Source organism: Mycoplana ramosa, from assembly GCF_041930185.1.
Classification (GTDB): Bacteria; Pseudomonadota; Alphaproteobacteria; order Rhizobiales; family Rhizobiaceae; genus Mycoplana; species Mycoplana ramosa.
In genome coordinates this window covers 317,943-337,189 of the sequence record NZ_JBHEEW010000003.1, presented here as the reverse complement: position 1 = coordinate 337,189, position 19,247 = coordinate 317,943, and the positions used below count along the sequence as shown (strand labels likewise).

Below are 19,247 nucleotides of genomic sequence, written 5' to 3'. Positions count from 1 at the left end.
CCTGAAAGCCGCCGCAATTGATGGCTCTTTGCCGGCATCAGCACAAGCTATGCAAATCAATTTTCTTCCGTCAAAACGGAGACCATGATGACATCGGCAAACGACGCCACCCCGCGCGGCACCAGCCGCAAGTTCTGGCTCCTCGGCCTCGGCATCATCGTGTTCGCGGGACTCTATAGCGGGGCGTGGTTCTTCGGCGCCGACCGGCTCAAGACCCTCGTGCGTGAACGGCTTTCGGATTCGTCCGTCTCGGTCGCCTGCACCGGCCTCGACGTGAAGGGCTATCCCTTCCGCATCGGCGTCTATTGTGATGCCATCGGCATCGACGACAAGCGCACGGGGACATCGGCGAGCTTCGGCGCCCTTCGATCGGCGGCCCAAGTATACAACCCCGGCCATGCGATTGTCGAACTCGACGGTCCCGCCGTTGTCCGCGTCTCGCCTGACATCGTGGTGACGGCCGATTGGAACCTCCTGCATGCCAGCGGGGTAGCAGGCTTCGGCGGCCTGGATCGCGCATCGATTGCCTATGATGCCCTGAAGGGGACCTTTGTCGCGGGCATGCGCGACGTAAAGCTCGGCTTTACCGCCAGCCATGGCGAGATCCACACGCGTGCGAACGGGACTGCCCTCGATGCGGCCCTGTCGGTGGACGGGCTCGAGCTGACCGTGTCCGACACTCGCGTCCCGAAGGTCGACGTGACGGCCGACGTGACGGTTGCCGACGTGACGGTTGCCGACGCGGCCGGCTGGCTGCAGGACGGCGTGCCGATCAATGCGCCACGTGATACGCGGGGCGATCTGCGCCGGCTCGGCCTCGACTTCGGCAACGGAAATGCGGCCGTCCTTTCCGGCTCCTATGAGATCAGCGCCGAGGGGCTTCTCTCCGGCAAGTTCGAGCTGCAGATCGACGGCATCGACACGGTCCGCGACATTGTCGCGGAGGCGTTTCCGGAAGTCGCCGAGACGGCCACAAGCGTTGCCAGCACGATCCGGGGTCTTTCGGGGGGCCGCGACGATGCCCGGGTGAAGCTCCGGGCAAAGGACGGCATTCTCTATCTCGGCATCATCCCGATCGCCGCCATCGGGCCTCTCTGAGGCTGCTGCCGAGCGCAGATCCGGGAACCGCCTCTAGTCTGGCGGCGTCGCACCGGGTCGACCGAAGTTCGCCGCCGCCGTATCCTGTCCCGCATCGATGATCGAGCGGCGGATGGCGCGGGTCCGCGTGAAGAGGTCGAACAGTTTCTCTCCATCCCCCCAGCGGATCGCGCGTTGCAGATAGGCGAGGTCTTCCGAGAAACGCGCCAGCATTTCGAGGATTGCGTCCTTGTTGTGCAGGCAGACGTCGCGCCACATGGTCGGATCGGAGGCGGCGAGACGGGTGAAATCGCGAAACCCCGACGCTGAATACTTGATCACTTCGGATTCGGTCACCGTTTCCAGATCGTCGGCGGTGCCGACGATGTTGTAGGCGATGATGTGCGGCAGGTGGGAAACAATAGCCAGCACCTTGTCGTGGTGCTCGGTGTCCATTTCGTCCACCTTGGAGCCGAGCGTCTCCCAAAAGGTCGCGAGGCGCTTCTTGGCCGCCTTGTCGGTGCCGTGAACCGGGGTCAGGATGCACCAGCGCCCGCGAAACAACTCGGCGAAGCCGGCATCGGGACCGGAATGCTCCGTACCGGCGAGCGGGTGGCCCGGAATGAAATGCACCCCTTTCGGGATGTGGGGCAGCATCTGCGCGACGACGGACCCCTTGGTGGAGCCGACATCGGTGACGATCGCGCCCTGTTTCAGGTTCGGCGCGATCTCCTGGGCCACGCTGCCGGAGGCGCCGACGGGCACAGAAACGATGACGAGATCAGCGTCACGCACGGCCTCGGCGCTGTCGAGATAGTAGTCGGTGCCGAGTTCCAATTCGCGCGCCCGCTGCAGCGTCTCCGCGCTTCGGGTCGCGATCGCGACGGAGCCTGCAAGCCCCTTTTCCTTGACCGCGCGCGCGATCGACGAGCCGATGAGGCCGATACCGATCAGCGCGATCCTGTCAAACTGTTGCTCCGACATGCTGCCGCCTCTTTGCACAGGGACGCGTGCGCGCCCGATACCCCTCCACCGCCCAGGCGTCTTCGGCCGGAATGGCTGCGCCAGCCATTACCGGCGTGACGGACGATTGTCGAGAGGGCGATAACTGACCCCTGAGCGCGTGCTCGGCACGCCGGAGGGCGCAAGCACCGGCACGAAGACGCGACGCGAGGCGCGCACGGCCACCGGCAACCCCTGATAAAGGCGCTTTTGTGCTTCCACCACGAGCACGCCGGAAAACATCGGCCACAGCCAGCGTCCAAGCCGCTCGAATGCGCTGCGCAGCTTCTGGACGCTGCGATGCTTCGACGGCGGAAAGAACAGCGCCTCGGCGCTGGCGCCGGGCGTGAAGTTGGTTTCGCGCAACAGGTGGGTGAGCTGACCACGCGAATAGGGGCGCCCCGAGCCGAAGGGCGTATGCTCCATGCGTGCCCAGACACCCCGCCGGTTCGGCACGACGATCACCAGCCGTCCGCCGGGCGCAAGCACGCGCCAGAGCTCCTTCATCGTCTCGCGCGGATTCTCGGCGAATTCCAGCGCGTGCACCATCAGGACGCGGTCGATGGATGAGTCGGGTAACGGCAATTCCTCGTCGAACACCAGGGCCGTGGCAGAGGCTTCGCCAACGGGCCAGTTCACGGCCCCCTGCCCGGCCGGCATGAATGCGAAGGTGCGCTCGGTATCCGCGCGAAACCGCTCAAGATAGGGCACGGCGTATCCGAGGCCCATGAGACGCTCTTCCGGCAGCCGGGCCCAGATCGAGGCGAGCGCCATGGTGATGGAGTTCTCCGCGAGGTGGCCGAGGGGGGAATGGTAGAATTCGCGGAGGTCGACGATATCTGCGTGCATGGACAAGATGTTAGCGACCGCCTTGTGGACTTCAAGAGCCAGGTGTCTACATTCGGCCGTGCGCGCGAAATGCCACGGGAAAGGGACCACCAATGAAGCCGCTCGATATCGAACTCTTTGGCTGCCGGAGCGACAATTTCGGGGTGCTTCTGCACGACCCGGCGACCGGGGCCACCGCCAGCATCGACGCGCCGGAGGAAACACCGATCGAGGAGGCGCTGGCGCGGCGCGGCTGGCGGCTGACCCATATCTTCACCACCCACCACCACGGCGATCACGTGGCGGCAAACGCGGCGCTCAAATCGCGCTTCGGCGCAACGGTCATCGGGCCCGCGCCGGAGGCAGATCGTATTCCCGGTATCGACCGGACCGTGGACGACGGCGACCGTTTCGATTTCGCCGGCCACCCGGTGGAGGTGATCGGGACGCCCGGCCACACGGCCGGCCACGTTTGTTACCACCTGCCGGCCGACGGGCTGCTCTTTGCCGCGGACACGTTGTTTGCACTCGGCTGCGGCCGGCTGTTCGAGGGGACCGCGGCGCAGATGTGGCAATCGCTGTCGAAGCTTGCCGCACTGCCCGAGGAGACCGTCGTATATTTCGGCCATGAATACACGCTTTCCAACGCACGGTTTGCGCTCACCGTCGATCCGGACAACGCCACGCTCAGAGAGCGGGCCGCCGAGATCGAGCGCATGCGCGCTGCAGGGCGCTTCACGGCACCCACGACCATCGGGCTGGAAAAGGCGACCAACCCGTTCCTGCGCGCCGCCGATCCCGGCCTCCGCAAAGCTCTCGGCATGCCGAACGCAACCGATACCGAGGTCTTCGCCGAGATCCGGGCCCGCAAGGACCGCTTCTGATGACACCGCGGGAGATCATTGCGACGCTCTGCATGGAGCGCCACCCTGAAGGCGGCTGGTACGTTCAAACATTTCGCGATCCGGAAGGTGGCGCCCGCGGGCACTCCACCTGCATCTACTATCTGCTCGAACGGGGAGAACGGTCGCATTGGCACCGGGTCCGGGATGCCACGGAGATCTGGCACCACTATGCCGGCGGTCCGATCGCACTCTCGCTATCAAACGACGGCATGACCAGCCAGGATCATGTGCTCGGCCCCGATTTGGCAAGGGGCGAGCGACCGCAGGTGGTCGTGCCTGCCAACTGCTGGCAATCGGCCGAACCGCTCGGGGAATGGTCCCTCGTAGGCTGCACCGTGGCGCCGGGCTTTTCCTTTGACACTTTCGAGCTCGCGCCGCCCGATTGGCGGCCGGGCGGATAGGCAGCAAACGAGCCCACGGGTGGAGTCCGGGGGCCGGCCCTTTTAGGCGTTGGCCCGCTCGGCAATCGCGCCCGGCTTGCGCCGGAAGATCATGTCCCTTGCCGCCAGCACCGCCCCCCCGGTCACCAGCGCACAGGCCAAGGCAATCCGCCACGACGGCTCAGCGAACCCGGTGATAACGAGCATCAGCGTTGAAAGAACCGGTGCGGCATAGCTCGCGGCACCGAGGATCTGGATGTCCCCGTTCTTGACGCCGTAGTCCCAGGCGTAGAAGGCCGCGCCGACCGGCAGCAGCCCGAGTCCGAAAACGGCGAACCACTCAAAACCGGTCGCAGGCCAAACGGTCGTTTCCAGCGCCAGATGGCAAAGGAAGGACAGCAACGACGTGACTAGGCAGAAGCCGGTGACCACGTCCGTCGAGACCGCTTCGAAGCGCCGGGTCAGCAGCGAATAGCCCGACCAGGTGAAGGCGCAGAGGAAGGCAGCACCGTAGCCCAGCGTGTAGGCGCCGTCGAAGGCAACGCCGTCGCGGGCGACGATCAGCACCGTTCCTGCAAGCCCAGCGAACGCACCTGCGACGTGATACCAGCGCAACCGCTCGCCCGGCAGCATGGCGGAACCGACGACGATCAGCAGCGGCCACAGATAGGCGATCAGGCCGGCCTCGACCGCCGGCGCATTCCGCAGCGCCGTGAAATAAAGGAAGTGATAGCCGAACAATCCCGCAATGCCGACGATCCAGACCTTCGCCGGTTGGCGCAGCAGCTTCAGCCGTTCCGGCCTGGCCACAAGCACAGCGATGCCCGGGAGGCTGCCGATCAGGAAGCAGATCGCGGACAGCTGGAACGGCGGCATTTGGCCGGAAGCAGCGGTAAACAAGGCCAGCAGCGACCACATCAGAATCGCCGAAAAACCAATAAGCGTCGCCTTCAATTTCCCGCCTCTGCGCTTGAAACGTTGCTGCCATCAGCCGCCAAAACGGGTGGCCGAGACCGTAACCGGACCGAGCGCTGTCGGAATCCGGACGAATACGGGAGCATACATATCAACTGCTTCGGCTTTGGCAAACCAGATCTCCATCGAAGCCAGCTTGCGCAGGTACTCGACGTCCTTGCGCCCCTTGCGATAGCCGGCCCGCGGCACGAACCGCACGCCGCAGACTTTCACCTCGCCCTCGAAGCCTCGCGTCGAGAACGGCCGCGTGCCTTTGTCGAAGAGCTTTATGTCCATGCGGGATTCACCATCGAAGATCGGCAAGGTCTTGGGGCAGACCTTCGTCGAGGCCGGAATGATCAACCCCGAGATCGGATCGAGGACAGAACGCATGTCGCTCGCTTTGACCGGCACCCAGTTTTCCGGCTGACGCTTGCGTTCCGGACGGACGGATGCCCGGACCACGTCGCCGTTGCGGAACGCCACGTCAATCGCACGCGCCCGCTTGCCGCTGCGGTAGGACATGGAATAGTTGGTTGCCCGCAGCTTGCCGTCCGCAAGCGTGCCGGACACCGAGGTCGTGCCATGCGTGCTGGAGAGAATTTCGGCAAGACCGGCGGAATCCATCCGACCGGAGATGGTGTATCTGCGCCCGTCAAAGGCAGAACGGAAACTCGCGGTCGCGACCGGAAATCCCGCCAACCGAATGCTGTAGTCGGTAATGTGACTGATATCGGCAGCCGGCGCGGCAGCGGGGGACCCCGCCAATACCGCCGGAACGGCCGCTGCTGCAAACCAAGCCCGCCAGTTCATTTTCCTGCGCTCCTTGACCTGTGTCGACTACAAATCCTTTGCGGCAATTCTACGCCGGTGCTATCCCTCGCGACATGGAATGCGCGGCGCCAGTCCGGCTATTGGCCGCAAACGGCGGCGATTTGCAATCGTTTTCCCCGAATGCGGCAAGGTTTGGCTTGACGCCATCGCTTCGGGTGACTATAGAACCGCGACTTTTCCAATAAGGCCAGACGGATTGCGGCCGGACACGGCGCCGGAATCGTATTGTCCGAACCCAAAGAAGAATAGGTGCATCCATGTCCCGTAGTTGCGAATTGACCGGCAAGGGCGTCCAGTCGGGCCACAATGTGAGCCATGCCAACAACAAGACCAAGCGCAAGTTCCTGCCGAACCTGTGCAACGTCACGCTCATCTCCGACAGCCTCGGCCAGCGCTTCCGCCTGCGCGTTTCCGCAGCAGCGCTCCGCTCGGTCGAGCATCGCGGCGGCCTCGACGCCTTCCTGCTGAAGTCGGACGAGAACGAACTGTCGATGCGCGCCCGCCTGCTGCGCCGCCAGATCGTCAAGAAGACCGCCGCCTGATCGAGCGCAATTCTTTCTGATTGCTTCGAGGCTTGGCCGGGCGTCCGGACAGGCCTCGTTTCGTTGAAACATCGTCGTCTCCAACTGGTGGCATCACCCAGGATAAAAAAATGCAAGCGAACCGCATTACCCTGATCTACGTCCTGATGATGACGCTCGTCGTCGTCGCTTCCAACATCCTCGTTCAGTACCCGCTGCCCTGGACCCTGTTCGGGATCAACCTCGGCGACATCCTGACCTTCGGCGCCTTCAGCTATCCGGTCGCCTTCCTCGTCACCGACCTGACCAACCGGCAATTCGGGCCGCGGGTGGCGCGCAAGGTGGTGATCGCCGGCTTTGCCGTCGCGGTCCTGTTCTCCTTCGCCGTCGCCTCGCCGCGCATTGCGATCGCCTCCGGCTCCGCCTTCCTGTTCGGCCAGTTGCTCGACATCTCCGTCTTCAACACGTTGCGCCGCCAGTCCTGGTGGCGCGCGCCGCTGGTCGGCTCGCTGTTCGGCTCCGCACTCGACACCCTGATCTTCTTCTCCCTCGCCTTCGCGCCCGCCTTCGCCATCTTCGGCCCGAACGAGCCGTTTGCGATCGAGAACGCGCCGATCCTTGGCGTTTTCGCCGTCGAGACGCAACGCTGGGTTTCCTGGGCGCTCACCGACTTCGGCGTGAAGCTGCTGATGGGGCTGGTAATGCTGCTCCCCTACGGCGCGCTGATGAGCACGCTCAGGCCGATGCCGGGCGTGGAGAAGGCCGCGGCATGAACGTCTATCCGACTTGAAAGCCTCAAAGGCCGCCTGGGGCAACCGGAGCGGCCCTTTTCGTCAGGAGGGCCGAAGGCCGCCGGTCAGGCGGAATTCGAGCATGAGGTTGCGCTGCAGGATCGAGTGGTTGTCATCGGAAACGACGATAATGCGGATGTCGCCATCCGGCATCTGCACCACGTCGACACCTTCCATGTTGTCGATCTGGTGGCTCATGTCGGCGTCGATCAGCACCTCGCCGTCGACGACGGCCCCGGGCCGGATGTCGGCGCCCCTGATGCGGCGGATGCGCATGCCGGCACCGTCGGACAGACGGAAGCGGCGCTCGAGCAGCAGGAGGTCTCCGTTCGGCAGGAAGGCACCGTCGGTGGCGTCATACGGATCGTTGCGCACAACGGAGAACGTGCCCTTCATCGGCCCGTCAAGGATCGCCGCCAGCAGGTTTCCCTGTTCGTCCAGGCTGCGCTCGGCGATGATCACCGCCGCACCGGCAAGCGGCCCCTCCGCAGGCGCGACGACCAGCGTTTCGAAACCGCGATTGCCGCGAAGGCCGGACCGCGGATAGGAAATCTGGTAGCGACCGGACGGGCGGGACGTCTCGAAGCCGGGATCGGGATAGACGTCCACGCGATGGCGCTGCTCGAAACTGACGATCGCGGCGCCCGAGGCCAGCGCCAGACCCTCCGCATCCATCGTTGCCTTCGCATTGCCGCTCTCGCCGTCCGAATTCAGCATCGACGTGATGTGGAGATCGGAGAGACCCGAAAGCGCCCCTTCACCATCGCGCTGGATCCGCCCGGTCAACCAGTGGCCGGTATCGAGCACGGCGACAAAATGCAGCCGATCGGGTCGAAACCGGATGGAGGAAACGGCGCCGAGCAGCCTGTTGGGGGAGGAAAAGGTGATGCCGCCGACGAATTCGAGCTTGCCGAAGGCGCGTTCGCTGGAGCCGACGGCGAAGTGCGAGATGATCCGGCTGTCCACCCGCATTGCGACGCTGGTGGCCGAACTCGGGGCGGCGACAGCGGCGGAAGCAAGAGCCAGGGCAAACAGGGCGGACAATCGCGTCATCGGCTACTCATGCCAAGCGAACGCAGCCGCCCGGGTTCGGTTGATGTTCAGCCGGCGCGGCGGAGGCCGCCCGGCCGTCTGCGGCCTGTCGTTTCGTCGGCGAAGAGCGCCGCGAGCTGTTCCGTCATGGCGCCGGCAAGCTCGTCCGCATCGACGATCGTCACCGCGCGACGATAGTAACGCGTCACGTCGTGGCCGATGCCGATCGCCAGCAGCTCGACCGGCGAGCGGGTCTCGATCTGCTCGATCACCGCGCGCAGATGTCGCTCGAGGTAGTTGCCGGGATTGACCGACAGGGTGGAATCGTCAACCGGCGCGCCATCGGAGATCATCATCAGAATGCGGCGCTGTTCGGGCCGGCCGAGAAGCCGGTTGTGCGCCCAGATCAGAGCCTCGCCGTCGATGTTTTCCTTCAACAGCCCTTCGCGCATCATCAGGCCGAGATTGCGCCGGGCGCGGCGCCACGGCGCATCCGCCGACTTGTAAATGATGTGGCGCAGGTCGTTGAGGCGGCCGGGTGCCTGCGGCTTGCCGCTGGCCAGCCATTTCTCGCGTGACTGCCCGCCCTTCCAGGCCTTGGTGGTGAAGCCGAGGATCTCGACCTTGACGCCGCAGCGCTCCAGCGTGCGCGCCAGGATGTCGGCGCAGGTGGCCGCGACCGTGATCGGCCGGCCGCGCATCGAGCGGGAGTTGTCGATCAGCAGCGTGACGACCGTGTCGCGGAAGTTCGTGTCCTTCTCGCGCTTGAAGGAAAGCGGCTGCATCGGATCGATGATGATGCGCTGCAGACGGGCCGAATCCAGGTAGCCCTCCTCAAGGTCGAATTCCCAGGACCGGTTCTGCTGCGCCATCAGCCGGCGTTGCAGGCGGTTGGCGAGGCGGCCGACGGCGCCCTGAAGGTGGGCGAGTTGCTTGTCGAGGAACGCGCGCAAGCGGTCGAGCTCAGCCTCGTCGCACAACTCTTCGGCGGCAATCGTCTCATCGAACTCTTCGGTGAAGACCGAGTAGTCGACCTTCTCGCTCAAGTCGCCGAAGATGTTCGGACGGCGGACCTCGCCGGGTGTCTCGCTGTCCTCGTTTTCCTCGTCGGCCAGATCGTCGTCGGAAATCTCCGCGCCGTCCATCTCGCCTTCTTCCATTTGCTCCTCAGCCGCCTGGTTCTCGTCGGCGGGCGCCGCGTCATCGCCGGCCTCTTCCTGCGAATCGCTTTCGTCCTGCTCGTTACTGCGCGGCTGGTCCTCGTCGGTCTCGCTCTCCTGGTCGTCCGGTTCGGTGTCCTCCTCGCCGATATCCTCGGCGACGTTCATCGAGGCCAGCATGTGGCGGACCACCTTGGCGAAAGCCTGCTGGTCGTTCATCGCGGCGACAAGATCCGGAAGATCGCCTTCGGTCTTCTCCTCGATGAACTCGCGCCAGAGATCGAGGACCTTGCCGGCGGAGGCGGGCGGCTTCTGCCCTGTGAGCCTTTCGCGGACCAGCAGCGCCACCGCTTCTTCGAGCGGAGCATCGGCCTGGCGGGTGATCGCGCCAAAATTGGCCCTGGCGTATTTTTCCGACAGCATTGAATTGATGTTGGCCGCCATGCCGCTCATGCGGTTGGCGCCGATCGCCTCGACACGGGCCTGCTCCACCGCATCGAAGACGGCGCGCGCGTCGGCGCCGGGCGGCGACATGGTGGCGTGGATGCGCGCATCGTGGCAAGCCTTGCGCAACGCCATGGAGTCACCGAGCCCGCGGGTGACAGCCAGTTCCTCGCGCGTCGGGCGCTTGGAAAGGTCCGGCAGGCGAATGCGCTCGCCGGCAATGCCCGGCCGTTCGTTGGCGAACACCACCTCGACCTCGGCGTCGCCGGCGACCGAACGGATGCAGCCGGTCAGCGCCCTGCGGAAGGGCTCGACGTCGACCGGGGCGCCGGGTCTCGGCCTGGAATTGTCACCGCGAGCAGCCATGTCTCACCTGTTCAGCCGTCAGGCCGTCGCCTCGAGCACGATATTGGCCGCGCTCTCCTTGAGCTCGACTCCGAAGGCGCGCTGGTAGTGTTCGGCAACCAGCGGCCGCTCCAGCTCGTCGCACTTGTTGAGGAAGGTCACCCGGAAGGCAAAGGCGATGTCGCCGAAGATCTCCGCGTTCTCCGCCCAGGTAATGACGGTGCGCGGGCTCATGACGGTGGACAGATCGCCGTTGATGAAGGCGGCCCGTGTCAGGTCGGCGACGCGCACCATGCGCGAAATCGTCTCGCGGCCATCCTTTTTGCCCGAAAGCGACTTCACCTTGGCGGCGACGATGTCGACCTCGTTGTCGTGCGGCAGGTAGTTCAGCGTGGTGACGATCGACCAGCGGTCCATCTGCGCCTGGTTGATCTGCTGGGTGCCGTGGTAGAGGCCGGTGGTGTCGCCGAGGCCGACGGTGTTGGCGGTGGCGAACAGGCGGAAGGCCGGGTGCGGACGGATGACGCGGCTCTGGTCGAGCAGGGTCAGGCGGCCGGACGATTCCAGCACGCGCTGGATGACGAACATCACGTCCGGGCGGCCGGCGTCGTACTCATCGAAAACGAGAGCGACATTGTGCTGGTAGGCCCAGGGCAGGATACCGTCCTTGAATTCGGTGACCTGCATGCCGTCCTTGACGACGATCGCGTCCTTGCCGACGAGATCGATGCGGCTGACGTGACTGTCGAGGTTGACGCGGACGCAGGGCCAGTTGAGCCGGGCGGCAACCTGCTCGATGTGGGTGGACTTGCCGGTGCCGTGGTAGCCGGAGACCATGACGCGGCGGTTGTGGGCGAAGCCGGCCAGGATAGCGAGCGTGGTCTGGCGATCGAACAGGTAATCGGGATCGAGATCCGGAACATAGGCATCCGCCTTCGAATAGGCCGGGACGCGGATATCCGTATCAATGCCGAAAACCTCCCGTACCGAAACCGTGGTGTCCGGGAGGTTGGAAATATCAAGATCCATCTTGCTCATAATGTCTCCGCAGCAGACGCCGCTCGCATCCGCCCTATATCGTGGTGCCGCCGGGATGCTCTAGCAGAACCCGGCTTGCTTTAACAATTGATATGCTTGGATGACCGCCCGAAAACGCTCTTCCGATCCCCTATCTCCGCCATTTGCATCCGGATGGTGCTTTTTGACAAGCGCTTTGTAGGCCGTCTTGATGTCGCCAGCGGTGGCATTGGCATGCAGGCCGAGCGTGTCGAAGGCCCTTGCCTCGAGGGTCTTCAGCTTTCTGGCGCGCGGCTCCATCCGTGGTCCGCGTCCCCGCCCCTCGTTGACGAATCCGAACGGGTCGCGGATGCGTTGCTGCGCGCCTGCCGTGCCCGAACGCACGTTCCCATGCGCCGGACCGCCCTTTGCGGTCTTGTTGACCCCCATTGTCCAGGTCGGGCGATGACCGGTGATCGCCTCCTTCTGGTAGCGCGCGATCTCTGAATCGGAGAGGCCGGAGAAATAGTTGTAGCCCTTGTTGTAGTCCTTCACGTGCTCGAAGCAAAAAAGGAAGAACTGACCTTCGGCATTGCGGCCGACCGGCGCGCGGTGGAGGCCGGGCTTGTCGCAACCGTCCCATTGGCAGGCCGGCGCAACGGGTTCGGGACGCTCCACGCGCCGGCGCGTCCGGATCCGGTCGAAATATTTGGAATCGAGTTTCATGGACGCAATTATGGGACTCGCGGCGAGTCACAACAAGAATTGACAAAGCGGATTGTTGCTGGCTTTTTGGGGCCATTTTGGCGCTGTGGGCCATAGGTTTTGCATCAGGTACAGGGCATCACATGTCAGTAAAATCCCGCATTGAATCTAGGTTGACCGAGGCGCTTTCGCCAGAGCGGCTCGAAGTGATCAACGAAAGCCACATGCATGCGGGGCACCAGCCCGGCTTCACCGGCGCGGGCGAGACGCATATGCGCATTCGCGTCGAATCGGCGCAGTTTTCCGGTGCAAGCCGCGTCGCCCGGCACCGGATGGTCAACGAGCTGGTGAAGGACGAGTTCGACGCCGGCCTTCACGCGCTGGCAATCGAGACGGCGGCACCGGGAGAGCCGGTCCGCTGGTAGTTACCCCTGCCCCGTTGCTCCGTTGGCCGGGCGGATGCGCAGCTTGGTGATACGGTTCTTGACCCGCTTCATCACGATGAAGCGCTTGCCGTGGAACGTAAACGCCTGGCGCTCCTCCGGGATCAATTTCGTTTCGTGGATGACCAGGCCGGCAATCGTCGTCGCCTCTTCGTCCGGCAGCGCCCAGTCGAGGGCTCGGTTGAGATCGCGGATCGGCACACTGCCGTCCACGACGATGGACCCGTCCGCCTCCTGCCTGACGCCCTGGATGTCGATGTCGTGCTCGTCAGAAATGTCGCCGACGATTTCGTCCAGAATGTCCTCGAGCGTCACGAGGCCCTGGACCTCACCATACTCGTCGACAACGATGGCCATGTGCGTCTTGCGGCGCAGGAAGGCGTTCAGCTGATCCTTGAGGCTGGTCGTGTCAGGAACGAACCAGGGCTTGTCGGCGACCTTGGCGATATCGACCGTTGACGGCTCGCACCCCGGCTCGGCAAGTGCCCGAAACAGCTCCTTGGCGTGGACGATACCGATGATGTTGTCCGTCGAGCCACGCCAGATCGGCATCCGCGTGAAGGGGCTGTCGAGGACCGACCGGACGATCGCCTCCGGCGCCTCGTCCGCATTGAGGCCGCGCATTGCGGTGCGATGCACCATGACGTCGGACACCTCAAGTTCGCTGAAGTCGAGCATGCCCGCTGAGCGGTCGGGCCGCGTCGCGGCCTCGCGCGCGGCAAGCTCTGCAGAAACGCGACCGTCGCCCGGCGGCGGCAGAAGCGCGACATCCCGAACAGGCGTCAGGCCCAGGAACCCGAGAAGCCGGCGCAGCATGTCGTTGCACGTGCTCATCGAGGCTGCTTCTCCTTCAGGAAGGCGAGAACCTCGGAGGCCGGCACGTCGTCGGCAACGAAAGACTGGCCGATGCCACGCGTGAGAATGAAGGTCAGCTTACCCGCCTTCACCTTCTTGTCCTGCGCGATCGCGTCCATCAGCACCTCTGCGGAGGGCAAGCCACCGGGGATGGCATTCATGGAAATCGGCAGGCCGACTTCGGCCAGATGCGCCTCCACCCGGCGCGCGTCGTCGGGGCTGGCCAGGTTCATGCGGGCGGAGAACTGGTGCGCCAGCACCATGCCGATGGAAACACCTTCGCCGTGGACGAGACGGGCGCTGTCGTACTCGGTCGCCGCCTCCAGCGCATGGCCGAAAGTGTGACCAAGATTCAGGAGCGCGCGCAGGCCGTTCTCGCGCTCGTCCGCGGCCACCACGTCCGCCTTGGCCTGGCAACTGGTCGCTATCGCCTCGATGCGGGCCGGACCACCGGAAAAGATGTCGCGCCAATTTCTCTCCAGCCAAGCGAAGAAGTCCGGCTTGTCGATCAGGCCGTACTTGGCGACCTCGGCGTAGCCTGCCCGGAACTCGCGCGGCGAAAGCGTGTCGAGCACGTCGGTGTCGGCCAGGACCAGATCCGGCTGGTGAAACACGCCGATCAGGTTCTTGCCGTGGCGCGAATTGATGCCGGTCTTTCCGCCGACCGAAGAGTCGACCTGCGCCAGCAGCGACGTCGGCACCTGGATGAAGCGCGACCCGCGCCGCACGATCCCCGCCGCAAACCCGGTAAGATCGCCGATGACGCCGCCGCCGAGCGCGACAACCGCATCGTTGCGTTCGATGCGCGCGCCAAGCACGCCGTCGCACACCGTCATCAGGTGTTCGAAGCTCTTCGTCTTCTCGCCGGCCGGCAGGATCTGCGACACGGCTTCGATGCCGCTCTGCGCCAGCGACCCCATGAAGGGCTCGAGATAGATGGGCGCGACATGCTCGTCCGTCACCACCGCAACCCGGCGGCCCTTGAGGCGCGCGCTGATCTCTGCGCCGGCAGTGGCAATCAGGCCCGGCCCGATAAGGATGTCGTAGGAGCGATCGCCGAGATCGACACGGACGGTGCGGGAAATTGCGGTGGCGGGGCTGGTCATGCGGATCACTTCTTGATTGGGCAGGCGGCGATGGCGGCAAGCACCTCCTCGACCACCACTTCTTTCTTCACGTCGCGCGAATGGACCGCAAGGTCCGCTTCCGCATAGATGGGATAGCGCGCGTTCATCAGGTTTTCGAGCGTCTGCATCGGATTTTCGGTCTTCAGCAGCGGCCGGGTGTCGCGCTTGTTGACCCGCTCCCAGAGCACGTCGAGATCAGCCTTCAGCCACACGGTCAGGCCGCCGCGCTTGATATGCCTGCGGGTGCGCTCATTGATGAAGGCGCCACCGCCGGTGGAGACGACCTTCGGCCCGGTCTTGAGCAGACGCTTCATGACCCGCGCTTCCAGGGCCCGGAACTCCTCCTCGCCGTAAGCGGCGAAGAGGTCCGAGATCGTCATGCGCGACACCCGTTCGATTTCATGATCCGAATCGACGAACGGCACCGACAGCGCCTGGGCCACCAGCCGCCCGATCGCCGATTTTCCAGCCCCCATCAGTCCGACCAGAACGAGATTGCGCTTGCCGAGCACCATCCGCGCCTTCTGCACGAGTTCCGGGGAGGACGTTTCCATCAGGCCGATCATCAGCGAGTTCCGGTTGTTGTTGTTTTCGGTATCTGCAAAAGCATCGGAAGCGTCAAGTGTTTGAGCCCGGTGACGTCTTGCGCTTGTCGTCCCTCGGAGCGATATAGGACCGCAGTCCCACGGAGCGCGCAATGCCGACACTCTTCCGTTTCCTGTTTTTCTGCGCGGTTGTCGCCGGCATGATCTACGGGGCAATGGTCGCGCTCGTCGCCTTCGTGGAGCCGCGCGAGCGGGACGTCACCATCCGCATCCCTTCCGAACGGGTGAACCCGCAGCCATGACCAACCGCGCGGCGATCCAGATCGAGGCCTTTCTGGAGATGATGAGTGCCGAGCGTGGTGCTGCCGCGAACACGCTGTCCTCCTACGAGCGGGACCTGGAGGACGCCCGATCCTATCTCACGGAGCGGCAGGTTCAGCTTACCGAGGCCAGCCCCGACGATCTTCGCGGCTATCTCGGTCACCTGGCACGTCAGGGGTTCAAGGCATCTTCGCAGGCGCGTCGGCTTTCCGCGCTTCGCCAGTTCTACAAGTTCCTCTACGCCGAAGGCCTGCGCGGCGACGATCCAACCGGAATCCTTGACGCGCCGCGCAAGCAGCGGGCGCTGCCGAAGACGCTCTCGGTGGACGACGTCACCCGTTTGATCGCCCTTGCGCAAGAGGAGGCCAGGGCGCCGGGCGCGAACCACCTGAACCGGCTGCGCATGCATGCGCTGATCGAACTTCTCTATGCGACCGGCATGCGGGTCAGTGAGCTTGTCTCGTTGCCGGCGACGGTCCTGGCGCAGAATGGCAGGTTTCTCGTCGTCAAGGGCAAAGGCAACAAGGAACGGCTGGTACCGCTGTCGCGCTCCGCCATTGCGGCGCTGCAGACTTACGGTGCGGTTCTTGCCGAAGAGCAAGCGCGCCAGGAGAACGCCAAGGAAAGTCCCTACCTCTTTCCCTCCACGAGCAAGGAGGGCTATCTGCCGCGGCAGGTCTTCGCGCGCGACCTCAAGGCGCTGGCGTCGCGCGCCGGAATCCGCGCATCGACGCTTTCGCCGCACGTGCTCCGCCACGCCTTCGCCAGTCACCTGCTGCAGAACGGTGCCGACCTGCGCGCCGTCCAGGAACTGCTCGGCCACTCGGACATTTCGACCACCCAGATCTACACGCATGTGTTAGAAGAGCGCCTGCATCGGCTGGTGCAGGACCATCACCCCCTTGCCAAACAGGCAAAAAAGCCGGCATAGAGCCCCCATTCCGTCGCCAGGCCTCCAAAGGCAGGTCGACGGGACAGTTGGAGCAAACGATCGGAAACGCATCTCATGCACAATTACCTCGACTTCGAAAAACCCATCTCGGACCTCGAAGGCAAGATTCACGAGTTGCGCAAGCTCGCCGAAGAGGACCAGAGCATCGACACGTCTGACGAGGTGAGTCGGCTAGAGGGGCGTGCCCGCGAGGCGATGGTCGACATCTATGCGAAGCTGACGCCGTGGCAGAAGACGCAGGTTGCCCGCCACCCGCAGCGACCGCATTTTCTCGACTACGCGGCAAAACTATTCGAAGAATTCACGCCGCTTGCCGGCGACCGCAAGTTCGCCGAGGATGAGGCGATCCAGGCCGGCCTCGGCCGGTTCCGCGGCCAGTCCGTCGCCATCATCGGCCAGGAGAAGGGCAACGACACCAAGTCGCGCCTGAAGCACAACTTCGGCAGCGCCCGTCCGGAAGGATACCGCAAGGCGATCCGCGTCATGGAAATGGCTGACCGTTTCGGCCTGCCGATCATCACGCTGATCGACACCGCCGGCGCCTATCCGGGCATTGGGGCGGAGGAACGCGGTCAGGCCGAGGCGATCGCGCGCTCGACCGAGATGTGCCTCAATGTGCGTGTGCCGATCGTTTCCGTCGTTCTCGGCGAAGGCGGCTCCGGCGGCGCGATCGCGATCGCGACCGGCGACCGGGTCTACATGCTGCAGCATGCAATCTACAGCGTGATCTCGCCGGAAGGGGCTGCCTCCATTCTCTGGCGCGATGCCACCCGGGCCAAGGAAGCCGCGAGCAACATGAAGATCACCGCCGACGATCTGAAGGCGCTTGGAATCATCGACGGCATCATTCCCGAACCGATCGGTGGTGCTCACCGCGACCCGGAGGCTGTCATCACGGCGACCGGCAACGTTGTGGCCGATGCGCTGCGCGATCTTGCCGCCAAGCCGGGCGATCAGCTGCGCCGCGACCGGCGTCAGCGTTATCTCAACATCGGCCGGCAACTCTGAGCGGAAACGCTGCGGGAATACACCGATTTCACATCGCTGACGGGAATATGGCCAAACCTTGGACATATTCCCGTGTTCTCAGCGTATCCACAGATCGAGAGTGAAGGATTCAAGGCTAACACTTGATTAAGTATAAACGCCTATGATTCCGTGTCCGGCGTGCCGGTATGGATGAAGTAGACAGATTTTTTGGAACTGACGCATGCGCCTCAAGGTACTCGCCGCCGTTTCCTTGCTCGCCGTGGCCGTTGCCGGCTGCACCAACGAGACGCTCGATAGCGTCGGCGTTGACGTCAAGAAGATTTCCAACAAGACGCAGTACGAACTCTCCGGCCCGGTTGTCTCCAAGATGGCCTCGCTGAACATCGACCGCCATGCGCCGTTGATGATCCGCATCTTCAAGGAAGAGGGAACGCTGGAAGTGTGGAAGGCCGACCGGTCCAACCGCTTCCAGTTGGTCAAGACCTATAATATCTGCGCCTGGTCCGGCAAGCTCGGTCCGAAGCAGAAGGAAGGCGACCGGCAGGCGCCGGAGGGATTTTATCCGCTCGGCCCGCAGCATATGAACCCGAATTCGCAGTATTATCTTGCGATCAACACCGGCTTTCCCAACCGCTACGATCAGGCTAACGGCTTCTTCGGCACCAACCTGATGATCCACGGCGCCTGTTCGTCCTCGGGCTGCTATTCGATGACCGACGAACAGATGCTCGAGATTTTCGCCTTCGCCCGCGACGCCTTCAAGGGTGGTCAAAAGACGATCCAGCTCCAGGCCTTTCCCTTCCGCATGACGGCGGAGAACATGGCGCGTCACCGCGACAATCCGAACATCGAATTCTGGAAGATGCTGAAGGTCGGCTACGACCATTTCCATGTCACCAAGCGCCCGCCGGAGATCGGCGTGTGTGAGAAGAAGTATGTCTTCAACCAGCAGGTTGCGGAGGGCGCCCTCAACGCCAGCGGGCAATGCCCGGCCATGTCGACGCCGGCCCCGCTCCAGATGGCTCTCACCGCCTACAACAAGACCTATGCTGCCGACTACGCCAAGGCGATGAAGAAGTACGAGGGCACCGTCTGGCTCGAGCCGTCGGAAGCCCAGCGCAAGGCGATCGTTGCCGACAAGCGCAAGGGGCGCGAACTCGCCTATGCGCCGACCGGCAATTCGATCGATGCAGGCAAGCTGATGAGCGTGCGGCAGATCGAGGCCGAGAAGAAGAAGGCCGAAGAAGAAGCCCGGCGCAAGATCGAGATGGCTGAGAAGGCCAGGCAGGAGGAGGAAGCCCGCAAGGCGGCCGAACTGCAGAAGCTCGCTGACGACGTTGCCGCACAGAAGGCTGCCCAGCATACGGCGGGCACCGGCGTGCCCGTGCCTCAGAGCAACCCCGGCCATGCGTCCGCTCAGGCCGATGCCGATGTCTCGAGGAAGCCGTTCTGGAAGCTCTGGTCGAACCAGAGCAAGGCGGCAGCCGGAACAGCGGGAAGCGCCGCAGCAGCAACAGTTACCGCCGCGCCGCCACAACCCGCGCAGCAAAGCCAAGCTGCGGCCGAGGCGAATATTGCCGCCGCAAATGCTCCAGCCGCCAAGCGGCAGCAGCCGACCGAGCAGGCTCAGCCGCCCCAGAATACCGGCGCCGTGGGTGACGGCGCTTCGTTGACGGCACCTGCCGTGGAAACGACCGCCGACGCCAGCGCCACCCAGAAGTCACCGTTCTGGAAGTTCTGGAAGAAGCAATGAGCCGCACCGCCACCAGCCCGGCCGAGATCTACGACCTCAAGGGGCTGAAATGCCCCCTGCCGGTCTTGAAGACGAAGAAGCGGCTGGAACAGCTTCCAACTGGAGCCACGCTCTGGATTGAGACGACCGACCCGCTCGCCGTCATCGACATACCGCATTTTTGCAGCGAGCAGGGCCATACGCTCGAAGCCAACGAAAAGACCGAGGGTGGCCACCGGTTCCTGATCCGGAAGTAGCCCCGAGCATCGCCTGACGGTTGCCGGACTTGTCTCTCCTCTCCGCAGCGC

General features: G+C 64.1%; 21 protein-coding genes and 1 pseudogene. 11 read left to right on the top strand and 11 right to left on the bottom strand.

The features are described from left to right. Nucleotides 1-87 precede the first annotated feature (87 nt). Nucleotides 88-1,098 (top strand): DUF2125 domain-containing protein, encoded by a 1,011-nt coding sequence (locus JNC62_RS05975; RefSeq protein WP_374836877.1) that lies wholly within the window; start codon nt 88-90, stop codon nt 1,096-1,098. 33 nt (nt 1,099-1,131) lie between these two features. Here the strand turns inward: JNC62_RS05975 and JNC62_RS05970 are convergent, their stop codons facing one another. Then, on the bottom strand, nt 1,132-2,061 hold the full coding sequence (locus tag JNC62_RS05970; RefSeq protein WP_374836875.1) for a prephenate/arogenate dehydrogenase family protein: 930 nt from the start codon (nt 2,059-2,061) through the stop codon (nt 1,132-1,134). Nucleotides 2,062-2,148: 87 nt separating this feature from the next. Continuing rightward, nucleotides 2,149-2,928 carry a class I SAM-dependent methyltransferase gene (locus JNC62_RS05965; RefSeq protein ID WP_374836949.1) on the bottom strand — a complete coding sequence of 260 codons (780 nt, stop codon included), beginning with the start codon at nt 2,926-2,928 and terminating at the stop codon, nt 2,149-2,151. A 92-nt stretch (nt 2,929-3,020) separates the two neighbouring features. Between JNC62_RS05965 and gloB the strand changes: the two genes are divergently transcribed. Further along, a complete protein-coding gene (gloB, locus tag JNC62_RS05960; protein ID WP_374836873.1) occupies nt 3,021-3,791 on the top strand; it encodes a hydroxyacylglutathione hydrolase in 771 nt (256 codons plus the stop codon). Next, nucleotides 3,791-4,213: a cupin domain-containing protein gene (locus JNC62_RS05955; protein WP_374836871.1), complete on the top strand. Its 423-nt coding sequence runs from the start codon at nt 3,791-3,793 to the stop codon at nt 4,211-4,213. The genes gloB and JNC62_RS05955 overlap by 1 nt, the downstream gene beginning before the upstream one ends. A 42-nt stretch (nt 4,214-4,255) precedes the next feature. Here the strand turns inward: JNC62_RS05955 and yddG are convergent, their stop codons facing one another. After that, entirely contained in the window at nt 4,256-5,146 is an 891-nt protein-coding gene (yddG, locus tag JNC62_RS05950) for an aromatic amino acid exporter YddG (protein ID WP_374836869.1), read from the bottom strand. 33 nt (nt 5,147-5,179) lie between these two features. Next, entirely contained in the window at nt 5,180-5,959 is a 780-nt protein-coding gene (locus tag JNC62_RS05945; RefSeq protein WP_374836867.1) for a DUF3108 domain-containing protein, read from the bottom strand. A 278-nt stretch (nt 5,960-6,237) separates the two neighbouring features. On the opposite strand from JNC62_RS05945, the gene rpmB reads away from it, so the two are divergent. After that, nucleotides 6,238-6,522, top strand: coding sequence for a 50S ribosomal protein L28 (gene rpmB / locus JNC62_RS05940; RefSeq protein ID WP_374836865.1), 285 nt, complete (start codon nt 6,238-6,240; stop codon nt 6,520-6,522). 110 nt (nt 6,523-6,632) lie between these two features. After that, on the top strand, nt 6,633-7,274 hold the full coding sequence (locus JNC62_RS05935) for a VUT family protein (protein WP_374836863.1): 642 nt from the start codon (nt 6,633-6,635) through the stop codon (nt 7,272-7,274). A 60-nt stretch (nt 7,275-7,334) separates the two neighbouring features. On the opposite strand, the gene JNC62_RS05930 is transcribed toward JNC62_RS05935, so the two are convergent. Genes JNC62_RS05930 through JNC62_RS05915 form a run of 4 tightly spaced genes read right to left on the bottom strand, consistent with a single transcriptional unit; the run spans nt 7,335 to nt 12,004 of the window. Continuing rightward, nucleotides 7,335-8,345, bottom strand: a complete 1,011-nt coding sequence (locus JNC62_RS05930) for an esterase-like activity of phytase family protein (protein ID WP_374836862.1) — start codon at nt 8,343-8,345, stop codon at nt 7,335-7,337. Between the two features lie 47 nt (nt 8,346-8,392). Further along, nucleotides 8,393-10,294 (bottom strand): cobaltochelatase subunit CobT, encoded by a 1,902-nt coding sequence (gene cobT, locus JNC62_RS05925; RefSeq protein ID WP_374836860.1) that lies wholly within the window; start codon nt 10,292-10,294, stop codon nt 8,393-8,395. A gap of 18 nt (nt 10,295-10,312) precedes the next feature. Then, the gene (cobS, locus tag JNC62_RS05920) at nt 10,313-11,311 is read right to left on the bottom strand and encodes a cobaltochelatase subunit CobS (protein WP_374836858.1); all 999 of its coding nucleotides are present in this window, start codon (nt 11,309-11,311) and stop codon (nt 10,313-10,315) included. Between the two features lie 60 nt (nt 11,312-11,371). Further along, nucleotides 11,372-12,004 (bottom strand): J domain-containing protein, encoded by a 633-nt coding sequence (locus JNC62_RS05915; protein WP_374836947.1) that lies wholly within the window; start codon nt 12,002-12,004, stop codon nt 11,372-11,374. A gap of 113 nt (nt 12,005-12,117) precedes the next feature. On the opposite strand from JNC62_RS05915, the gene JNC62_RS05910 reads away from it, so the two are divergent. Further along, a complete protein-coding gene (locus JNC62_RS05910) occupies nt 12,118-12,399 on the top strand; it encodes a BolA family protein (RefSeq protein WP_374836856.1) in 282 nt (93 codons plus the stop codon). On the opposite strand, the pseudogene JNC62_RS05905 reads toward JNC62_RS05910, so the two are convergent. The 3 genes and pseudogenes from JNC62_RS05905 to JNC62_RS05895 all read right to left on the bottom strand — a co-directional run. Beyond that, nucleotides 12,400-13,110: pseudogene (locus JNC62_RS05905) on the bottom strand (transporter associated domain-containing protein); the annotation flags it as partial. 137 nt (nt 13,111-13,247) lie between these two features. After that, nucleotides 13,248-14,378: a 3-dehydroquinate synthase gene (gene aroB, locus JNC62_RS05900; protein WP_374836855.1), complete on the bottom strand. Its 1,131-nt coding sequence runs from the start codon at nt 14,376-14,378 to the stop codon at nt 13,248-13,250. Nucleotides 14,379-14,383: 5 nt separating this feature from the next. Continuing rightward, a complete protein-coding gene (locus JNC62_RS05895) occupies nt 14,384-15,070 on the bottom strand; it encodes a shikimate kinase (protein ID WP_374836945.1) in 687 nt (228 codons plus the stop codon). Between the two features lie 26 nt (nt 15,071-15,096). Between JNC62_RS05895 and JNC62_RS05890 the strand changes: the two genes are divergently transcribed. The 5 genes from JNC62_RS05890 (at nt 15,097) to JNC62_RS05870 (ending at nt 19,196) form a co-directional block, all read left to right on the top strand. Then, the gene (locus JNC62_RS05890) at nt 15,097-15,246 is read left to right on the top strand and encodes a hypothetical protein (protein ID WP_374836853.1); all 150 of its coding nucleotides are present in this window, start codon (nt 15,097-15,099) and stop codon (nt 15,244-15,246) included. Continuing rightward, entirely contained in the window at nt 15,243-16,196 is a 954-nt protein-coding gene (gene xerD / locus JNC62_RS05885; RefSeq protein WP_374836851.1) for a site-specific tyrosine recombinase XerD, read from the top strand. Before JNC62_RS05890 ends, xerD begins: the two co-directional genes overlap by 4 nt. 75 nt (nt 16,197-16,271) lie before the next feature. Then, on the top strand, nt 16,272-17,225 hold the full coding sequence (locus JNC62_RS05880) for an acetyl-CoA carboxylase carboxyltransferase subunit alpha (protein WP_374836850.1): 954 nt from the start codon (nt 16,272-16,274) through the stop codon (nt 17,223-17,225). A gap of 202 nt (nt 17,226-17,427) precedes the next feature. Continuing rightward, nucleotides 17,428-18,960, top strand: a complete 1,533-nt coding sequence (locus JNC62_RS05875) for a L,D-transpeptidase family protein (RefSeq protein WP_374836848.1) — start codon at nt 17,428-17,430, stop codon at nt 18,958-18,960. Continuing rightward, nucleotides 18,957-19,196 (top strand): sulfurtransferase TusA family protein, encoded by a 240-nt coding sequence (locus tag JNC62_RS05870; protein WP_374836846.1) that lies wholly within the window; start codon nt 18,957-18,959, stop codon nt 19,194-19,196. Before JNC62_RS05875 ends, JNC62_RS05870 begins: the two co-directional genes overlap by 4 nt. Nucleotides 19,197-19,247: the final 51 nt, after the last annotated feature.